Genomic DNA, 16,161 nt, shown 5'->3' with positions numbered 1-16,161 from the left:
AAGTCCTCTCCCTAAAATAACAATTAAAAAGTTCGATCTTGAACGCAATCAGATTTGCGAGGAGAGGTAGTAACAAGTAACGAAATACATACCTAAACCTTGCTATACCTTATGAAATCTCGGTATAATGTGTTTAAGTATGTAAACACAAAAAAGATACAAATGTCCTATGTCAGCCCCCAAGAAGCCTCCAAACAACTTGGAGTCTCAGTCTCTACCCTTAGAAGATGGGATAAAGAAGGAAAGATCAAATCCATCCGCACCCCAGGAGGACAACGACGATTCTCAATCTCGGAGTATGAAGACCAGACAGAGAAACCCACTGTTTGCTATGCAAGAGTCTCTACTCATTCCCAAAGAGATGACCTTGAACGACAAATTGACTTTCTGCGTCAAGCATACCCAAGAGCAGAACTGGTCAAAGAAGTTGGATCAGGACTCAATTTTAGGCGGCGAAAGTTCCTCTCCTTACTGGAGCGAATTTACCAAGGTGATGTCGGATGTCTTGTCTGCGCTTACTCCGACCGACTCGTTAGATTTGGCTTCCCCCTCATTGAGTGGCTCTGTAGTCAAGCAGAATGTAAACTCGTGGTTCTCAATGAAAGAAATCTCTCTCCAGAACAAGAACTCGTTGAAGATATCTTGTCCATCCTCCACTGTTTCTCTGCTCGGTTATACGGACTCAGAAAGTACCGAAAACAAGTCGAACTTGCCCTACAAGAAAAAACCGAGAAACCAAACTCAGAAGTCAACTCCCAACGCTGTCAGGAAGATCAGGGTATATCCATCTAAAGACTTGCATCGGGTTTGGAAACGCTGGCTAGCTGCTTACAGATGGATATATAACTGGACTATCGAAAAATTAAAGAAAGAAGGGTATATCAGTGCATACACTCTTCAACCCTTAGCTAGAAAGGCAAATCGCCCTGACTGGGTAAAAGAACTTCCAGGACATCAATTACAGGAAGCGGTGTCTGATGCTGTTGATGCTTTTGCCCAAGCGAAAGCGAATGGTGGTCAGGCTAAGTTTAAGTCGGTTAAAGCCCCAAGTCAAGTTATAAAATTCAAAGCTGGCAACTATAAGCAAGGATGTTGGTATCCAAAGAAAACTAAAGGCTTAACCTTCTACTCTCCTGAATCATTTCCTAACGAATGCCTTTATGCAACGCAGCTAGTCTATCAAAAAGGGAAGTGGTACGGTATCTTTCCAGAATGTCGAGAGGAAAGCTGCACTGAAACTGATTCTGTAATCGCACTTGACCCAGGTGTCAGAACTTTTTTAACGGGTTACGACGGCAATAGAGTCCTAGAGGTTGGCGAGAGAGATCTTGGACGAGTTAACCGACTCTGTACACATCTCGACGACTTACTAAGCCGAATTGCCAAATGTAATTCTAAGAGAAAGCGGTTTAAGATGCGAAAAGCAGCCACACAGATACGTCATCGGATTCAAAACCTAGTTAAAGACCTTCATAACAAAGTGGCTAAGTTCTTAGTCTCTTACTACAAGGTAATCTTTCTACCAACTTTTGATACCTCCGAAATGGTATTGAAAAGCAAGAGAAAGATTAACTCAAAGGTAGCTCGTAATATGATGACTTTGAGTCACCATAAGTTCGCTGAACATCTTTTACATAAGGCGAAACGTAAAGGAGTCTTGGTAGTCCGATGCAATGAGTCTTATACCTCTAAAACTTGCCCAGAGTGCGGTCACATTCATGATCGCTTAGGAGGAAGTAAGAAGTTTAAGTGTCCTAGTTGTGGCTACACCGTACACCGAGATTGGAATGGCGCCCGTAACATTATGCTACGGGCTTTGGCGGCAACGCCCTTTACTCTTACGAGTAATGCTATACCTAGCTTAAGTTTACTTAACTATGAGTAGATTTAAGAAGGTTAAATGTTGCACAGTGGAATTGGTCTAATGGAAAATAGATAAGTTGATCATGTTAAAACAGAATGGACGTTAAACAAGGCTTTGTTGGTACAGTTGGGAATACCCCCCTCATCCGTCTTAACCGCTTAAGTGACGAGACAGGTTGCGAAATTTTAGGAAAAGCAGAATTCCTCAATCCTGGTGGATCGGTTAAAGATCGCGCAGCCCTCTACATTATTAAAGATGCAGAAGAAAAAGGCTTACTCAAACCAGGGGGAACGGTAGTAGAAGGAACTGCTGGCAATACAGGGATTGGTTTAGCCCATATCTGCAACGCCAAGGGTTATAAATGTCTGATTATTATTCCCGAAACCCAATCTCAAGAAAAAATTGATGCACTGCGAACCCTCGGTGCAGAAGTACAGACGGTTCCAGCTGTTCCCTATCGCGACCCTAATAACTATATTAAAGTCTCAGGACGACTTGCCGAAGAAACGGAAAATGCAATTTGGGCCAATCAATTTGATAATGTTGCCAATCGACGGGCGCATTATGAAACCACAGGTCCTGAAATTTGGCGACAAACCGACGGTCAAGTTAATGTTTGGGTGGCAGCCACAGGAACTGGAGGCACTTATGCAGGCGCTTCCATGTTCTTTAAGGAAGTGAACCCTGATATCAAATGTGTAGTTGCTGATCCCATGGGTAGCGGTTTGTATAGTTATGTCAAAACTGGCGAGATTCACACCGAAGGGGGATCAATCACAGAAGGAATTGGCAATAGTCGCATTACCGCTAATATGCAGGGCGCACCCGCAGATGATGCCATTCAAATTGATGACCCCACCTGTGTCGAAATGATTTATGAGTTGCTGCACAAAGAAGGACTGTTTATGGGCGGTTCTGTGGGGATCAATGTCGGTGCTGCTTATGCCTTAGCAAAACAAATCGGTCCCGGGCAAACCATTGTTACGGTATTGTGTGATAGTGGAACTCGCTACCAATCTCGTTTGTATAATAAGCAATGGCTCGCGGAAAAAGGCTTGTTATCTGGAGTCGAACAATATTTTTAATGAATTATCAGGTTGGGTCAAAGAACACAGCCCAACCCGATTTTGCTGATTATGGGTGATAGGGAATCAGTCGCTATCAACAAACCAAGAACCAAGAACCAAGAACCAAGAACCAAGAACAAATAATGACTGATTCTAATCCTCGGAAAGTTGCGTTCAACGCACTGCGAGATGTGGTTTTAAAGGGGGCTTATGCAGAAGTTGCGCTCGATCGCGCGTTTTCTCAGGCGACCCTCTCTCCTCAAAATTATGGCTTAGTGAGTGAGTTAGTCTATGGTATTGTCCGCCGACAACGCACCCTAGACGCACTTATTGATCAATTTGCCAGTAAACCCGCTTCTGAGCAACCACCGAAACTGCGCTTAATCTTGCAACTGGGATTCTATCAACTGCGCTATCTGACACAAGTTCCCCCTTCTGCTGCGGTGGATACCAGTGTCGAACTAGCAAAAAGCAATCATTTAGGGAAACTCTCAAGAGTCGTCAATGGAATTTTACGCCAATACATTCGTCAACGAGAAAAAGAAGGCGATCCCTTACACCTACCCAATGACCCTATTCAGAAACTGGGAATTCAACATAGCTTTCCCGATTGGTTGATTCAACTCTGGTGTGATGAATTTGGCGAAGCAACAGCCGATCAATTGGGAATTTGGTTTAATCAATCCCCAAACCTTGATTTAAGAATTAATCCCTTAAAAACGACCCCAGAAGCCCTGGAAAAAGCCCTTACCGAAGCGAATATTGCTTATTCTCCTCTTCCTTTTGTTCCTTTAGGGTTAAGACTCTCCTCTGGTGTGGGAAAAATAGAACAACTGCCAGGGTTTACAGAAGGCTGGTGGACGGTTCAAGATTTTAGTGCACAATTGGTCAGTTATTTATTGTCTCCGCAAGCGGGAGAAACCATTATTGATGCTTGTGCTGCGCCAGGGGGGAAAACCACTCACATTGCAGAATTAATGGGGGATGAGGGGAAAATTTGGGCGTGCGATCGCGCTGAAAGTCGTCTCAAAAAAGTCACGAACAATGCTCAACGTCTGCAATTAAAATCTATAGAAACCCGTGTTGGAGATGCGCGAGAACTGTCTCAGTTTCAAAATACCGCAGATCGGGTGTTAATTGATGCCCCTTGTTCGGGTTTAGGAACATTGCACCGACGCACCGATTTACGGTGGCGACAAACGCCAGAAAATCTCGTTCAGTTGGCGAAGCTACAGCAGGAAATCTTAACTGCAACTGCAACTTGGGTCAAACCGAATGGGATTTTAGTCTATGCCACTTGTACCATTAATCCTTTAGAAAATGAAGATGTCATTCAAGCCTTTTTAAGCCATCATCCTGAATGGAAAATTGAAGCCCCTCCAGAAACATTTCCCGCCCAATCTTTGGTTTCCTCTTCTGGTTGGTTAAAAGTGATTCCAACTGAACACAACAGCGATGGTTTTTTTATGGTCAGATTGAGACGATAAGGATCAACTACTTTGTTCCGTAATGGTATGAATTTCTTCATCAATGGCTTCGATCATCGGGTAAGATTTTTGTGCAGAATAGAGTTTTTTCGCTTTTTCTAGAGAACTCAAGGCTGCTTTCGTCTCTCCTTTTTCTTTTAAGGCTAACCCAAGCACCCGATGGGGTTCTGCAAATTTATTCGGTTTGATTTTTGCAGCTTGTTCAAACTGCGCGATCGCGCTGTCAATTTTCCCCTGCTGCATATACACTTTCCCCAACTCAATGTAAGCATCAACATTTTTGGGAGAACTTTGGGTTAAGGTTTCAAAGGTGGAAATGGCTTCCGTTAAGTTTCCTTGTCCCACAAAACATTTTCCTAATAACAATTGCGCTAAATCATTACTCTTTTGGCGAGCAATGATTTTCTGAAACAGGGGAATTGCCTCGCCATATTTTTCATCTTCGTAGAGTTGACAGGCTTTCTGAAATCGTTTTGATAAAATGAAACTTCTGCCCAAGGTAATTAACACAATCAGGAGAAGAATTGAAACAGTTACTAAAGCAATAATCTTAGTTGTATGCGGAGCAAGTTCTGGCATAATAATTTAAGCTAAAAAACAACTAATGGGAAATAATAAGTATTCCAGATAAAATAACTTCCAAATCAATTGATAGAATTGCGCGATCGCGCTTTTATTTTCTAAATCAACCTTTTGACTACGCCACCACAGTAGCAAGAGAAGTCCGCCATGTGTCATCCCCACAAAGATAGGATTCACATCTGGTAACCATCGCCACGCTGCAATCATTACCCCGAAATAACAAACGCTGATAATAATGCGGGTGAGATTAAGAATCGTAGATTTCCCTAATAAAATAGTAAAGGTGGTGATGTTATATTGTTGGTCTCCTTCTAAGTCTGGAACATCTTTAAAGATCGCGATCGCGATCGTAAATACTAAAATAAATAAGGTTAACGCCCAAATTGCAGGAGGAATTAAGGCTTCTTGTTTCAAAGTTTGATTGAAATGTAAAAACAAGCCAATATTAACAATGACCCCACGAACGGTAAAGATGCACAATGCAGCCCAAAAGGGGAATCGTTTCAAACGAATCGGGGGTAGAGAATAAGCCGTTCCGATGGTTAAACTCACTGCGATCGTTAAGAATAACCATTGACTTGTTATTAAACCAAGAATAATGGCTAAAGTTCCCGTAAGACCAACAATCCATTGTCCTTGCTTTAAAGAAAATTCTCCTGCAGCGATCGGTAAGGTCGGCTTATTAATTTTATCAATGGAAACATCTTCCAGTTGATTCAACCCAACAATATACACATTTCCAGCCAAACAAGCAATCCAAGCGGAAAATAAAGGAACTAAATTTGTTCCACTGATCGTAACTGTATAAATAGCAAGGGTAATAAAATATAACGCAAAAACACTTAACGTTGTCCCAATCATCGTATGAGGACGAGAAAATTTCCAGAGGCTTTTTAACCAACCCATTGGATCATGCAAAACAGTTTTTTCAAGATTAGAAGTCATGAGTCATTAGTCATTGGGTAGAGACGTTCCATGGAACGTCTGTACATTAGTCATTTGTTCTTTGTTATTCGTTACTTGGTCGCTAGTCACTGCTACGCACTGCTTGTAAGATAGCAAAACGAATTAACCCGCGACGATATCCACGACTCATTAATCCCAAAGATAAAGCAGCTTCCACTGTTTTCCAACCACTTTCAATCAATCCCATAATCGCCTCTGGCGTAAAAGCAGAATCAATAACAATATTCCAAAACGGATCGACCGCTTGTGACCAATCATCACATTTAATCTCTTGGAAACCGACTTCTTGCGCGATCGCGCGATATTCTGGTAAAGAAATCACGTAAGGTAAACAATACACCCGATAAATCTCTGCTAAATGTTGCTTTTCATCTGTTGTCAACTCCCCCGCTAAAGAATCAGTGGGACGATGACACCACGTCGCCATCAACAGTTTTCCCCCTGGCTTTAAGACTCGATACGCTTCTTGGAGAAACTTCGCTTTGTCGGGGAAGTGTTCCCCACTTTCCAACGACCACAGGAAATCAAATGTCTGATCAGCAAAGGGTAAGTCCAAAGCATTCGCCACCTGAAATCGCGCCCTATCCGCTAAATTTGCTTCTGTGGCGCGTTCTGTTCCTCGTTTGGCTTGTTCTGGGGAAAGAGTGACCCCTTGCGCTGTAGCGTTAAATTTTTGGGCTAAATAGAGGGTACTCCCACCAATTCCACAGCCCACATCTAAAATATTTTGAGGAGGCGTTTCCGACTGACTCAGATTTCCCCAAGCCAGCAATTCTTCAATAAGATCAATTTGGGCTTGACGACGAGAGACTTTATTCTTTCCACTGCGACCATAATAGCCATGGTGCATATGTTCTCCCCAAATATTTTCCCAGAGAGAACTGGATGCGTCATAGAAGTCTTTGATTTCTTTTTCGAGATTACGGGGCATATTTGATCATTCATTAATTGTTGAAGATTAGTTATTCACTTTATATCATTTCTGAGTCTGTTGAGGGACAAAGCTATAGCAGTTCTAGTTCCTTTGTAAAAACTTGATTTCCCCCCTTACAAAGGCAGGGCTGTTTCATTCTCGGGGTAAAAATTGACATTAAATCATTCTTCTTAGTATATTTTTCCTCAAGTGAGTGCCATCAATAAGCAACCTCAAAAAATATGCAGAATAACCAAACAAGTCGTTTTCCCCGTTGGTTTGTTCGTCAAGACATCGACGGTTTTTTTGGTCTGGGTTTAGACAATTTAATTCAGATTTTGGTCATTGTTAGTTTAACCCAAGGGGTCTTAAATTTTCCCCCAGAAATTGTTTATGGACGGATTTTACCCAGTCTTGCCATTTGAAAGCGGAATGGCAATTGTTTTATGGATTGGCAGCGCGATCGCGATTCAAAGTGTCACCGCCACAACCCAACCTCATCTCCCTGCGGTCATCATCGGGATTATGATTGGTATTGCAGGCTGGGCTGCAGGAATTGCGAAAAATGGACTAAGAGCAGCAGGAATAGGCAATCCAGAGCGTCCTTTCTCAGAAGAAGTGGTTGCCTCCTTCCAACAAAATGATACCTATATCACTGGTGCATTTGCCCTTGAACAGGGGTTAGTGTTTTCCGCGATGATTTTGGCAACGATGGTGGTTTACATTGTGGAACGCCAATTTGGAAAAGCAGCGATTTGGTCACTGATTGCAGCAGCACTGGCTTGGGTAGGCTTAATCCATAGCTATCAATGGACTATTGGCGATACCGTGATTCAACTCGGTTGGGGCGTAGGCGCACAATGGACAATTGGTTATATTTTGGTTGCCATCATCTTATTTTATGTGCAATGGCAGCACCGCTCTCATCTTTAAAAATGTGTAATTATCCCTAGGGAATGAAGGATTACTAACCGCGCATTAAGATACGATAGAAAGTAGAAAGTAAAGAAACATAACAAAGTTTGTACTTAACAAGAGGAAAAAAAGCGCGTGTTTGCACTAACTGGCTATGAATACTTTTTGGGATTTTTGTTGATCTGCTCATTAATCCCTGTCATTGCCCTCGCTGCTGCTAAATTATTACGACCCAGTGGCGGGGGACCCGAGACACGCACCAGCTATGAGTCTGGGATGGAGCCCATGGGCGGAGCCTGGATTCAATTTAATATTCGTTACTATATGTTTGCGCTGGTGTTCGTGGTCTTTGATGTCGAAACGGTCTTTTTGTATCCGTGGGCAGTTGCCTTTAACCAATTGGGATTACTCGCGTTTGTAGAAGCCCTAATCTTCATTGCCATTCTGGTAGTGGCATTAGTGTACGCATGGCGCAAAGGAGCATTAGAATGGTCATGAATTCTGAATCAACCATGAATCAAGGAACTTTAGAACAACAACAGAAAGAGAAAATCCTCAATCCAGCAAGCCGAACTGGGGTGACCCAAGATCTGTCGGAAAATGTGATTCTAACCACTGTGGATGACCTCTACAATTGGTCACGATTATCCAGTCTTTGGCCCATGATGTACGGGACTGCTTGCTGCTTTATTGAGTTTGCAGCCCTGATTGGCTCTCGCTTTGACTTTGACCGTTTTGGCTTGTTACCCCGTTGTAGTCCTCGGCAAGCGGATTTAATCATTACCTCTGGTACAATCACCATGAAGATGGCACCAGCGTTAGTGCGTCTTTATGAAGAAATGCCAGCTCCGAAATATGTGATTGCTATGGGGGCTTGCACCATTACTGGCGGGATGTTTAGTGTTGATTCTCCCACTGCTGTCCGTGGGGTAGATAAACTAATTCCAGTGGACGCTTATATTCCCGGTTGTCCTCCCCGTCCCGAAGCAATTATTGACGCAATTGTCAAACTTCGCAAGAAAATTGCCAATGAGTCAATTCAAGAACGAGCCGGTTCCATTGAACAAACCCACCGCTATTACAGTACCACTCACAATATGAAAGTGGTTGATCCGATCCATGATGGAAAATATCTTGGTAAAGGCACTTGGGATGCACCGCCCAAAGAGTTAGCCGAAGCAATGGAATCTCCGGTTTCGCCTGCACTGAGTGAATCCCAAACTCAAAAAGAGGAGGCTTAAGGTGGCTGAAGAAGAAAAACAAACTCAAAACGAAGAAGCCAACCAAGAAGAATCACAACTGGTTGAACCAGGTGCGGTTTCCTCTTGGCTTGCGAATAACGGGCTAGAAAATCAACCCCTTCCTCGGGATCATCAAGGTATTGAAATGATCCGCGTGGAAGCAGATGCGCTGCTACCCGTCGCAACTGCTCTGTATCAGAACGGATTTAATTATCTGCAATGTCAGGGCGGTTATGATGCTGGTCCTGGGAAAGAGTTAGTGAGCTTTTATCATCTAGTAAAGGTGTCTGATGATGCTGACTCGACTGAAGAAGTTCGGATTAAAGTTTTCTTACCCCGTGACAATCCTCATCTTCCTTCTGTTTATTGGATCTGGAAAGCTGCGGACTGGCAAGAACGAGAAACTTATGATATGTTCGGCATTGTTTATGACGGACATCCGAATTTGAAACGGTTATTGATGAATGAAGATTGGGTGGGTTGGCCCCTGCGCAAAGATTACGTTTCTCCTGAATTTTACGAAATTCAACACGCTTACTAAGACGATTGCTAAATTACTTCATCCCCTGGCTTTCTACAGTCAGGGGAGTTTTATATTAAATTTTTACCATCAGCTTTTATTGAATTTACTAACCAGCGCTCATGTTCTCCAGTTTTTGTAGTTGATCTAAAATTTATATAAATGTTATCTTAAATACAAATAAAATGTGCTTAAATCATGAAAACAAAGGAAATTAAACTCCTCCTTAAACTTTTAGGAGAAGACGGATACGAAGCAAAAGTCAATTCTGTTAAACCGACCGTCAAGACCCCAATATCGGAATGTAATCGCATTTGTTATCAGTTGCGCGATCAAAACTTAATAGAAATTCTAGAAAGTGAAATCGCTAAAATCAAAATTACTGCTTCTGGAAAAGCACTTCTAAACATTAACTCTTCAGAATTACCCATTACAAAAAAAGAATTCAAGATTCTTAATGCTTGCGCTGAAAAAAGTATCTTCTTAAAAGAAATACAGGTATCTCCTAAAATTAAATTAGCTCAAAGTCTAGTTGAACGAGGATTCATTACTGTTACACAGTCAATCCCGAAAAAAATTGCTTTATGTGAAAACGGAAAAACTTTTCTTGCTCAAGAATTTAACCCCAGTGGAACAGCTTCTGTCTTAAGTTTAGATATGTTGGGTAACTATTTGAATTTTCTTCGGAATTACAAACTAACCCCGACTATAGATCAACAAAGTCCCGTTAATGAAAATGAAAAGCTGTATCATAACTTATCAGATGAAGAGGTATTAGAAGTCATTATCCAATTAGATGAGGAATATAAAATGAATAATTTTTTACCTATTTTTTATCTCCGCAAGCAATTACAACCGCCCTTGACACGAGAAGAATTAGACCAAGTGTTATATCGTTTACAAGCTAACAATCAAATTCAGTTAAGTTCCATCACCGAGACAGAAGGTTATACGTCAGAACAATTAAAAGCAGGGATTTCCCAACGAATTGGGGGATCTTTATTTTTTATCCAAGTGAATCATGAAAGAGCTTAGGTATGTCAGATTTAGAAACGATTATTAAACAATCTATCAATCCTTTTGACACCGCCAATTTTAAGAAAGGAAATTTTTGGGAAGAAGAGCAACCAGAAGACTTAAATATTAACTCGATTCATCAAGATATTTTAGAGACGGTTGAAAAAACTTTAAAGCAAATTTATCAAGATAAAAAAAGCCGTACTATTCGCTTAGAAGGGGATAGTGGATCGGGAAAAACTCATCTTTTAGGTCGCATTAAAAAGAGTCTGAATCGAAAAGCATTCTTTGCTCATATTATTGCTTCCATTCAAACTGAGTACATTTGTCAATATACCCTTCGGAAAACAATAGAGAGTTTAATGTTTATTCCTGAAGGAGAAACTGAATCACAACTCTTACTATGGTTAAAACGCATTATTAATCAGCAAAGTGGAATAATATCTCAAAAAATACTGGGAAAGAAAAAAACATTCATCAATAATATGAAAGCAGCCTATCCCAGTGGAATTTGGAAACCCAATTCATTTTTTAGTGTCTTATATGCGCTCACTCAACCTGATTTATATTATTTAGCTTGTGGATGGTTAAAAGGAGATGATCTAGATGATGAAGACTTAACAAGCCTCGGTGTAAAAGTAACGATTCAGACAGAAGATGATGCGATGAATATGTTGACTAACTTTAGTCGCATTTCTAAATCAACTTTACCCATTGTTTTATGTTTTGATGAAATAGATATTAGTCATAACCGTCAGGATTTATTAGAATCGATCTTAAAATTAAATATGATCATTCACAGCCAGAAACTTAAAAACTTTCTGGTTATCTTGAGTGTCATTACTGATACTTGGAAAAAATATGAAGACTCGCTGACAGGTTCACTGAAAGCACCAATCAATCAAACTCTTTCCTTAAAACCCATTACAACTGAACAAATTGAAGCCCTGTGGTCAATTCATCTTAGACCCTTACATCAGCAACTTCAAAAACTTCCTGAATCTAGGATTGCACCCTTAAATAGAAAAGACTTAAAATCATATTTTCCTAGTGGTAAAGCTGATCCGAGAAACGCCCTAAAAGCAGGTCATGAATTAATCCAATATTATAAAACTGGTCGTGTTGATCCACCTGATTCCATTGCAGCATTTCAGTTAGTTTGGCGTGAAGAACTCAAAATAATACAAGAAAAAATTAATACAATCTACGAATTTTCTTCAGCAGAATTGGCAAAAATGTTACAAGAGTCAATTGAGGTTTTTGATTATCAAACTCAGTTCAATATTTTTAATAAAAAGAGTTCCTTTGCTGTCAAAAGTTTTATTTATAATCGAAATAGTGATCAAAAGAATGCGCTGATTTGGTATGACCAGCCTAATTTAGGAAGTTTTTGTAGTTTAATGAAAGCATTAGATGATCTCTCTCAATCTAAAATCTATGAGAAAATCATCTTAATTCGTTCCCAAAGTATGGGTAAACCTCAAAATCAAGGTTATAAATTATTCCAAAAAATCTTTCAAAATTCTCTCAATCTTCATCTAAAACCTGATTTAAACTCAATTCATATCTTAGCTACTTATCATAGGCTTTATAGTTTTACAACCAATCAGAATTTAACCATTGGCTATGAAACTCCAGATATAAAGCGATTACAAGAATTAACTCGTGAATCTGCTGTCTTCAATGACTGTCAACTTCTTAATCAGTTAGAAATCTTAGAAAGTCAAGAAAGTGATCCGAGTAAAGTTACTCCCCCTCAACCTCAGCTACAACTTAAAGAATATATTCTGAACCTTGTTAAAACAACTTCACTTATTGGAAGACAAGCATTAACAGATAAAGTGATAACAGAATTTAAAGATCAAACGACAGCAGCAGATATTAACCTTTGTCTTGAAACACTCATTAATGAAAAAGAAATTTTAATTGTTAATCCTAATCTAAAAATAGAAGCACAAATTATTTCAATCAACTCATCAAAAAAAAGAAAATAAATGTCTCTCAATGACTCCATTACAATTAAGCAGATTATACAAGAACTATCTCAATATTCAATACTGTGGATAGACACAGAAATTGCAGATTGGAAAACAAAAAATCCTCAACTTTCTCTGATTCAAGTATTGACTGATCCCAAAGCAGCTTCAGTAAAAGCGGTTTATGTTTTAGATGTGTTGAAGCAACCTGAATTAATTGCGCTGTTTATTGACCAAGTGATGAGAGATGAGAAAATTGAAAAAGTCTTTCATAACGCCTCCTTTGATTTAAGATATTTAGGTAAAGAAAAGGCTAAAAACATCACTTGCACTTATAAACTAGCTCAGAAAATTTCTAAACAGTATTTAAGAACTTCTAACTTAAAACTAAAAACTCTCGCAGTCGAACTTTGCAATTTTTCTGAAAATGAAGTTGATACTCAACAACAAAGTAGTAATTGGAAACAGCGTCCTCTTGATGCAAAACAATTAGATTATGCTGCAATGGATGTGATTTATTTAGCCCATGTTCATCATTATTTATTAAACTTCCAGCCCATGACTCAAACCAACTTTTCTAAATTTAGTGTCACTGACGTTCGAGTTGCATTTGAATGTCCACGCTTATTTTATTTGAGTAAACATTTTGGCGGAAAAACTTTATTTATTCCCTCTGATCAACCAAAAGGAATTGGACAACCATTTCATAAATTTGCCTTTAAGTTTATTGAATTTGCAAAAACCGACCCTGAGTTTAAAGAAATTTTTAAGCCCAAACCTCACCAACTGGAGTCCGAGACAGTTGCATATAAAATGCAAAGGAGATTTTATGATCAAATCTTTTTCCAAGGGTTACAAAAAGTGGCTCAATCTAAACCAGAAAACGTTCCGATTTTACAACAAATTTGGGAAGGTTTAAGAGGTTTAATCCAACATTGGGCTAGACTCCTCATTCGCAATCGTTACTACGTTAATTATCATAATGTCATTAGTCAAACCTTTGTTTCCCAAGAAGTTGCTGTCTCTTGTGACTATCCACTTCCGAATCAGAAAATGCAGAAAATTGAAGGGAAGTTTGATAGTTTAATTCGTGATCTCGAAAAAAATCGCTTATGTATGGTAGAGTATAAAACTTATGCGCCTCTTGATCCTTCCGCACAACTGGCTCAAGTCGCATTATATAGTTATATTTTACATTTGAATAAACAAGAGCGTGTTGATAGTGCTGTTTATTGCGTTTTACCTGAGTTTAAAAGTTATTTCTACACTTGGGAACAATTAAAAGATACTGTTCATGAATTAACCCCCTTAAAACTCCAACAAATGCGAGACTGGTTAAGTTGGAAACCATCGCAACCTGATCCGCCACCAGAAACCCATCAAACGGAACAACTTTGTCCAATTTGTCCGCAACAAGAAACTTGTCAAACTTATTTTAAAACAGACTCTTCTCAGCCCCAAAAACAAACTATAGAGTTATCACACAAGGAAGAAAAACCTAAACTAAAAAAGGAAAAAATAAATAAAGAAGCAGAAAACTTAGGACAGCAACTCGCAGAAATATTACAGGCGTATGGGGTTAATGCAGATTATCAAGGCGCAACGGTTAGCGCATCATTTATTCGGATTCGATTAAAGCCTCAACTGGGTGTAAAAGTTGTTTCTATTCTTAATCGCGCTACTGATATGCAAGTGCAAATGGGTCTTTCTAGCCCTCCTTTGATTTCTCCCCAAGCAGGATATATTAGTGTGGATTTACCCCGATCGCGCCGAGAAATTGTTCAATTTAATGATTATATTGAAGCCTCAAATAATCACTCAGACATTAAAATTGCAATGGGGGTTGATTTAGATAGTAATTTAGTTGATGCGGACTTATCTGATCCCAACAGTTGTCACTTTTTAGTCGGTGGAACAACCGGAAGTGGAAAAAGCGAATTTCTGAAAAGTTTAGTCTTAAGTTTAATTCGTCGTTATCCGAAAGAAGTGGTCAAAATTGTTTTAATTGATCCGAAACGAGTGACCTTTCCTGAGTTTGAAAATAGTCCTTGGTTAATGTCTCCTGTGATTAAAGAGCGCGATCGCGCCATCCAATTTATGGAACAATTAGTCTCAGAAATGGAACAACGATATCAACAATTTGAGCAAGCCCAATGTTCTGATCTAAAAAGCTATAACCACAAGCTAATAGAAAAAGAGAAAACACCTGTTCCTCATATTATATGTGTGTTTGATGAATACGCCGATTTTATGGTTGAAAAAGACGATCGCGAAGCGTTAGAATATAGCATCAAACGCTTAGGCGCAATGGCAAGAGCAGCAGGAATTCATTTAATCATTTCTACCCAACGCCCAGAAGCCAAAATTGTCACTCCCATCATCCGTTCTAACCTTCCTGGAAGAGTTGCGCTAAAAACCAGTACCGAAGCCGATTCTAAAATCATTTTAGGCGGAAATCAAACCCAAGCTGCACACTTATTAGGAAAAGGCGATCTCCTGTATCTGAGTAGCGGACAACTGATGCGTTTACAAAGTTTACTGATCTAGCCTTGACCAGTTACCAGTTACCAAATAACAAGGAACGATTAATAACGAACCAAGAACAATGAATAAAATTTTTCCTGAACCATTGAACCTTTTTCGCATCCCTCTTGTCTAAACGGTTGAATCCAATTGGTTTGGGGAGACAGAAAGTGTGTTAACTGAGCCAGAGACAAACTTAAATGATATAGAACTCGTTAAATCCTGTCAAAAGGGAGATCAGGGAAAATTTCGGATCTTGTACCGTCGTTATCAAAGGCGGGTTCGTTCCACACTCTATCAACTGTGTGGCGAGTCGATGCTTGATGATTTAGTGCAAGAAGTCTTTTTTCGGGCTTGGAAAGGACTACCGAAACTCCGAAAACCGAAAACCTTTTCTACTTGGCTCTATCGCATTTGTTGGAATACCGCTTGTGACCAAAGACGGGCGTTTGCTCAGTTGCGGGAACAAAATCAAATCCTCGCTCAACAAGAGCTTTCCCTGAACAGTACAGATCTTAATGAAATGCACTATCAAGATTTAGTTCAACAAGGATTACAAGCTCTTACCTTAGAACAACGAGCGGTGATTGTTCTCCATGATTTAGAGGATGTTCCCCAAAAAGAAGTTGCTCACATTCTCGATATCCCTACCGGAACAGTGAAATCCCGTTTATTTCATGGGCGTAAGGCTCTACGGGAGTTTTTAGAAAAGCAAGGAGTGGTTTTATGAGTCATCATGCTTCAGATGAACGCCTCGTTCAATTTTTGCGAAAATATTCCCCTCCTCCACCCTCGCCGAAAGGAGATGTGGAAGGCGCATTAATGGATCAAATAGAAGCAGAAGCCCCACCTACTAATGTCACTGCTTTCCCCAAGATCCGTTATCAAGGATGGGTTTTCGGTAGCGCGATCGCTGCGAGTGTCTTACTGCTGTTTACCAGTGTTCGTCTCTTACCGCCTAAATCTTTGTCTCCTCAAGAAACGGCGGAGTTAGAAACCTTTCTCATTGAAAACTGGGAAGCCGTCACCACTCCTGCGGAAACAGAAACCAGTTGGTTCATTCCAGAACAACCATAATCACAGAATCGGA

17 protein-coding genes are annotated in these 16,161 nt (G+C 40.0%); 14 read left to right on the top strand and 3 right to left on the bottom strand.

The genetic code is table 11. The annotated features are described in order from the left end of the window. Nucleotides 1-162 precede the first annotated feature (162 nt). From PCC7418_RS19775 to PCC7418_RS06945, 4 genes are all read left to right on the top strand, one after another. On the top strand, nucleotides 163-792 hold the full coding sequence (locus PCC7418_RS19775; protein ID WP_041596179.1) for an IS607 family transposase: 630 nt from the start codon (nucleotides 163-165) through the stop codon (nucleotides 790-792). Next, nucleotides 710-1,885, top strand: a complete 1,176-nt coding sequence (locus PCC7418_RS06955; protein ID WP_015225473.1) for an RNA-guided endonuclease TnpB family protein — start codon at nucleotides 710-712, stop codon at nucleotides 1,883-1,885. The genes PCC7418_RS19775 and PCC7418_RS06955 overlap by 83 nt, the downstream gene beginning before the upstream one ends. A gap of 74 nt (nucleotides 1,886-1,959) precedes the next feature. Next, entirely contained in the window at nucleotides 1,960-2,949 is a 990-nt protein-coding gene (locus PCC7418_RS06950; RefSeq protein ID WP_015225472.1) for a cysteine synthase A, read from the top strand. A 125-nt stretch (nucleotides 2,950-3,074) separates the two neighbouring features. Continuing rightward, nucleotides 3,075-4,418: a 16S rRNA (cytosine(967)-C(5))-methyltransferase gene (locus tag PCC7418_RS06945; RefSeq protein WP_015225471.1), complete on the top strand. Its 1,344-nt coding sequence runs from the start codon at nucleotides 3,075-3,077 to the stop codon at nucleotides 4,416-4,418. A 3-nt stretch (nucleotides 4,419-4,421) separates the two neighbouring features. Here the strand turns inward: PCC7418_RS06945 and PCC7418_RS06940 are convergent, their stop codons facing one another. The 3 genes from PCC7418_RS06940 to PCC7418_RS06930 form a co-directional block, all read right to left on the bottom strand. Beyond that, on the bottom strand, nucleotides 4,422-4,997 hold the full coding sequence (locus PCC7418_RS06940; protein WP_015225470.1) for a M48 family metallopeptidase: 576 nt from the start codon (nucleotides 4,995-4,997) through the stop codon (nucleotides 4,422-4,424). 6 nt (nucleotides 4,998-5,003) lie between these two features. Continuing rightward, nucleotides 5,004-5,945: a homogentisate phytyltransferase gene (locus PCC7418_RS06935; protein ID WP_015225469.1), complete on the bottom strand. Its 942-nt coding sequence runs from the start codon at nucleotides 5,943-5,945 to the stop codon at nucleotides 5,004-5,006. Nucleotides 5,946-6,027: 82 nt separating this feature from the next. After that, nucleotides 6,028-6,897, bottom strand: a complete 870-nt coding sequence (locus PCC7418_RS06930) for a methyltransferase domain-containing protein (protein ID WP_015225468.1) — start codon at nucleotides 6,895-6,897, stop codon at nucleotides 6,028-6,030. A 224-nt stretch (nucleotides 6,898-7,121) separates the two neighbouring features. Here PCC7418_RS06930 and PCC7418_RS06925 point away from each other — a divergent pair, with 224 nt between their 5' ends. From PCC7418_RS06925 to PCC7418_RS06880, 10 genes are all read left to right on the top strand, one after another. After that, nucleotides 7,122-7,304, top strand: a complete 183-nt coding sequence (locus tag PCC7418_RS06925) for a hypothetical protein (protein WP_041596178.1) — start codon at nucleotides 7,122-7,124, stop codon at nucleotides 7,302-7,304. Between the two features lie 7 nt (nucleotides 7,305-7,311). Continuing rightward, nucleotides 7,312-7,812, top strand: a complete 501-nt coding sequence (locus PCC7418_RS06920; RefSeq protein WP_051030530.1) for a hypothetical protein — start codon at nucleotides 7,312-7,314, stop codon at nucleotides 7,810-7,812. Between the two features lie 117 nt (nucleotides 7,813-7,929). Continuing rightward, a complete protein-coding gene (gene ndhC / locus PCC7418_RS06915) occupies nucleotides 7,930-8,292 on the top strand; it encodes a photosynthetic/respiratory NAD(P)H-quinone oxidoreductase subunit C (RefSeq protein ID WP_015225467.1) in 363 nt (120 codons plus the stop codon). Continuing rightward, nucleotides 8,289-9,035: a photosynthetic/respiratory NAD(P)H-quinone oxidoreductase subunit K gene (gene ndhK / locus PCC7418_RS06910; RefSeq protein WP_041596506.1), complete on the top strand. Its 747-nt coding sequence runs from the start codon at nucleotides 8,289-8,291 to the stop codon at nucleotides 9,033-9,035. The genes ndhC and ndhK overlap by 4 nt, the downstream gene beginning before the upstream one ends. A gap of 1 nt (nucleotide 9,036) precedes the next feature. Then, a complete protein-coding gene (locus PCC7418_RS06905; RefSeq protein WP_015225465.1) occupies nucleotides 9,037-9,576 on the top strand; it encodes an NAD(P)H-quinone oxidoreductase subunit J in 540 nt (179 codons plus the stop codon). A gap of 177 nt (nucleotides 9,577-9,753) precedes the next feature. Further along, on the top strand, nucleotides 9,754-10,590 hold the full coding sequence (locus tag PCC7418_RS06900) for a hypothetical protein (RefSeq protein WP_015225464.1): 837 nt from the start codon (nucleotides 9,754-9,756) through the stop codon (nucleotides 10,588-10,590). A gap of 2 nt (nucleotides 10,591-10,592) precedes the next feature. After that, nucleotides 10,593-12,566 carry a hypothetical protein gene (locus PCC7418_RS06895; RefSeq protein ID WP_015225463.1) on the top strand — a complete coding sequence of 658 codons (1,974 nt, stop codon included), beginning with the start codon at nucleotides 10,593-10,595 and terminating at the stop codon, nucleotides 12,564-12,566. Next, a complete protein-coding gene (locus PCC7418_RS06890) occupies nucleotides 12,567-15,095 on the top strand; it encodes a DNA translocase FtsK (protein WP_015225462.1) in 2,529 nt (842 codons plus the stop codon). Between the two features lie 148 nt (nucleotides 15,096-15,243). Beyond that, the gene (locus tag PCC7418_RS06885) at nucleotides 15,244-15,801 is read left to right on the top strand and encodes a sigma-70 family RNA polymerase sigma factor (protein ID WP_015225461.1); all 558 of its coding nucleotides are present in this window, start codon (nucleotides 15,244-15,246) and stop codon (nucleotides 15,799-15,801) included. Then, nucleotides 15,798-16,148 carry a hypothetical protein gene (locus PCC7418_RS06880; protein ID WP_015225460.1) on the top strand — a complete coding sequence of 117 codons (351 nt, stop codon included), beginning with the start codon at nucleotides 15,798-15,800 and terminating at the stop codon, nucleotides 16,146-16,148. The genes PCC7418_RS06885 and PCC7418_RS06880 overlap by 4 nt, the downstream gene beginning before the upstream one ends. The last annotated feature ends 13 nt before the right edge of the window (nucleotides 16,149-16,161 follow it).

The organism is Halothece sp. PCC 7418, assembly GCF_000317635.1.
Lineage (GTDB): Bacteria > Cyanobacteriota > Cyanobacteriia > Cyanobacteriales > Rubidibacteraceae > Halothece.
Note: the sequence above shows the minus strand (reverse complement) of the source record. Positions and strands in the feature narration are given on the sequence as shown.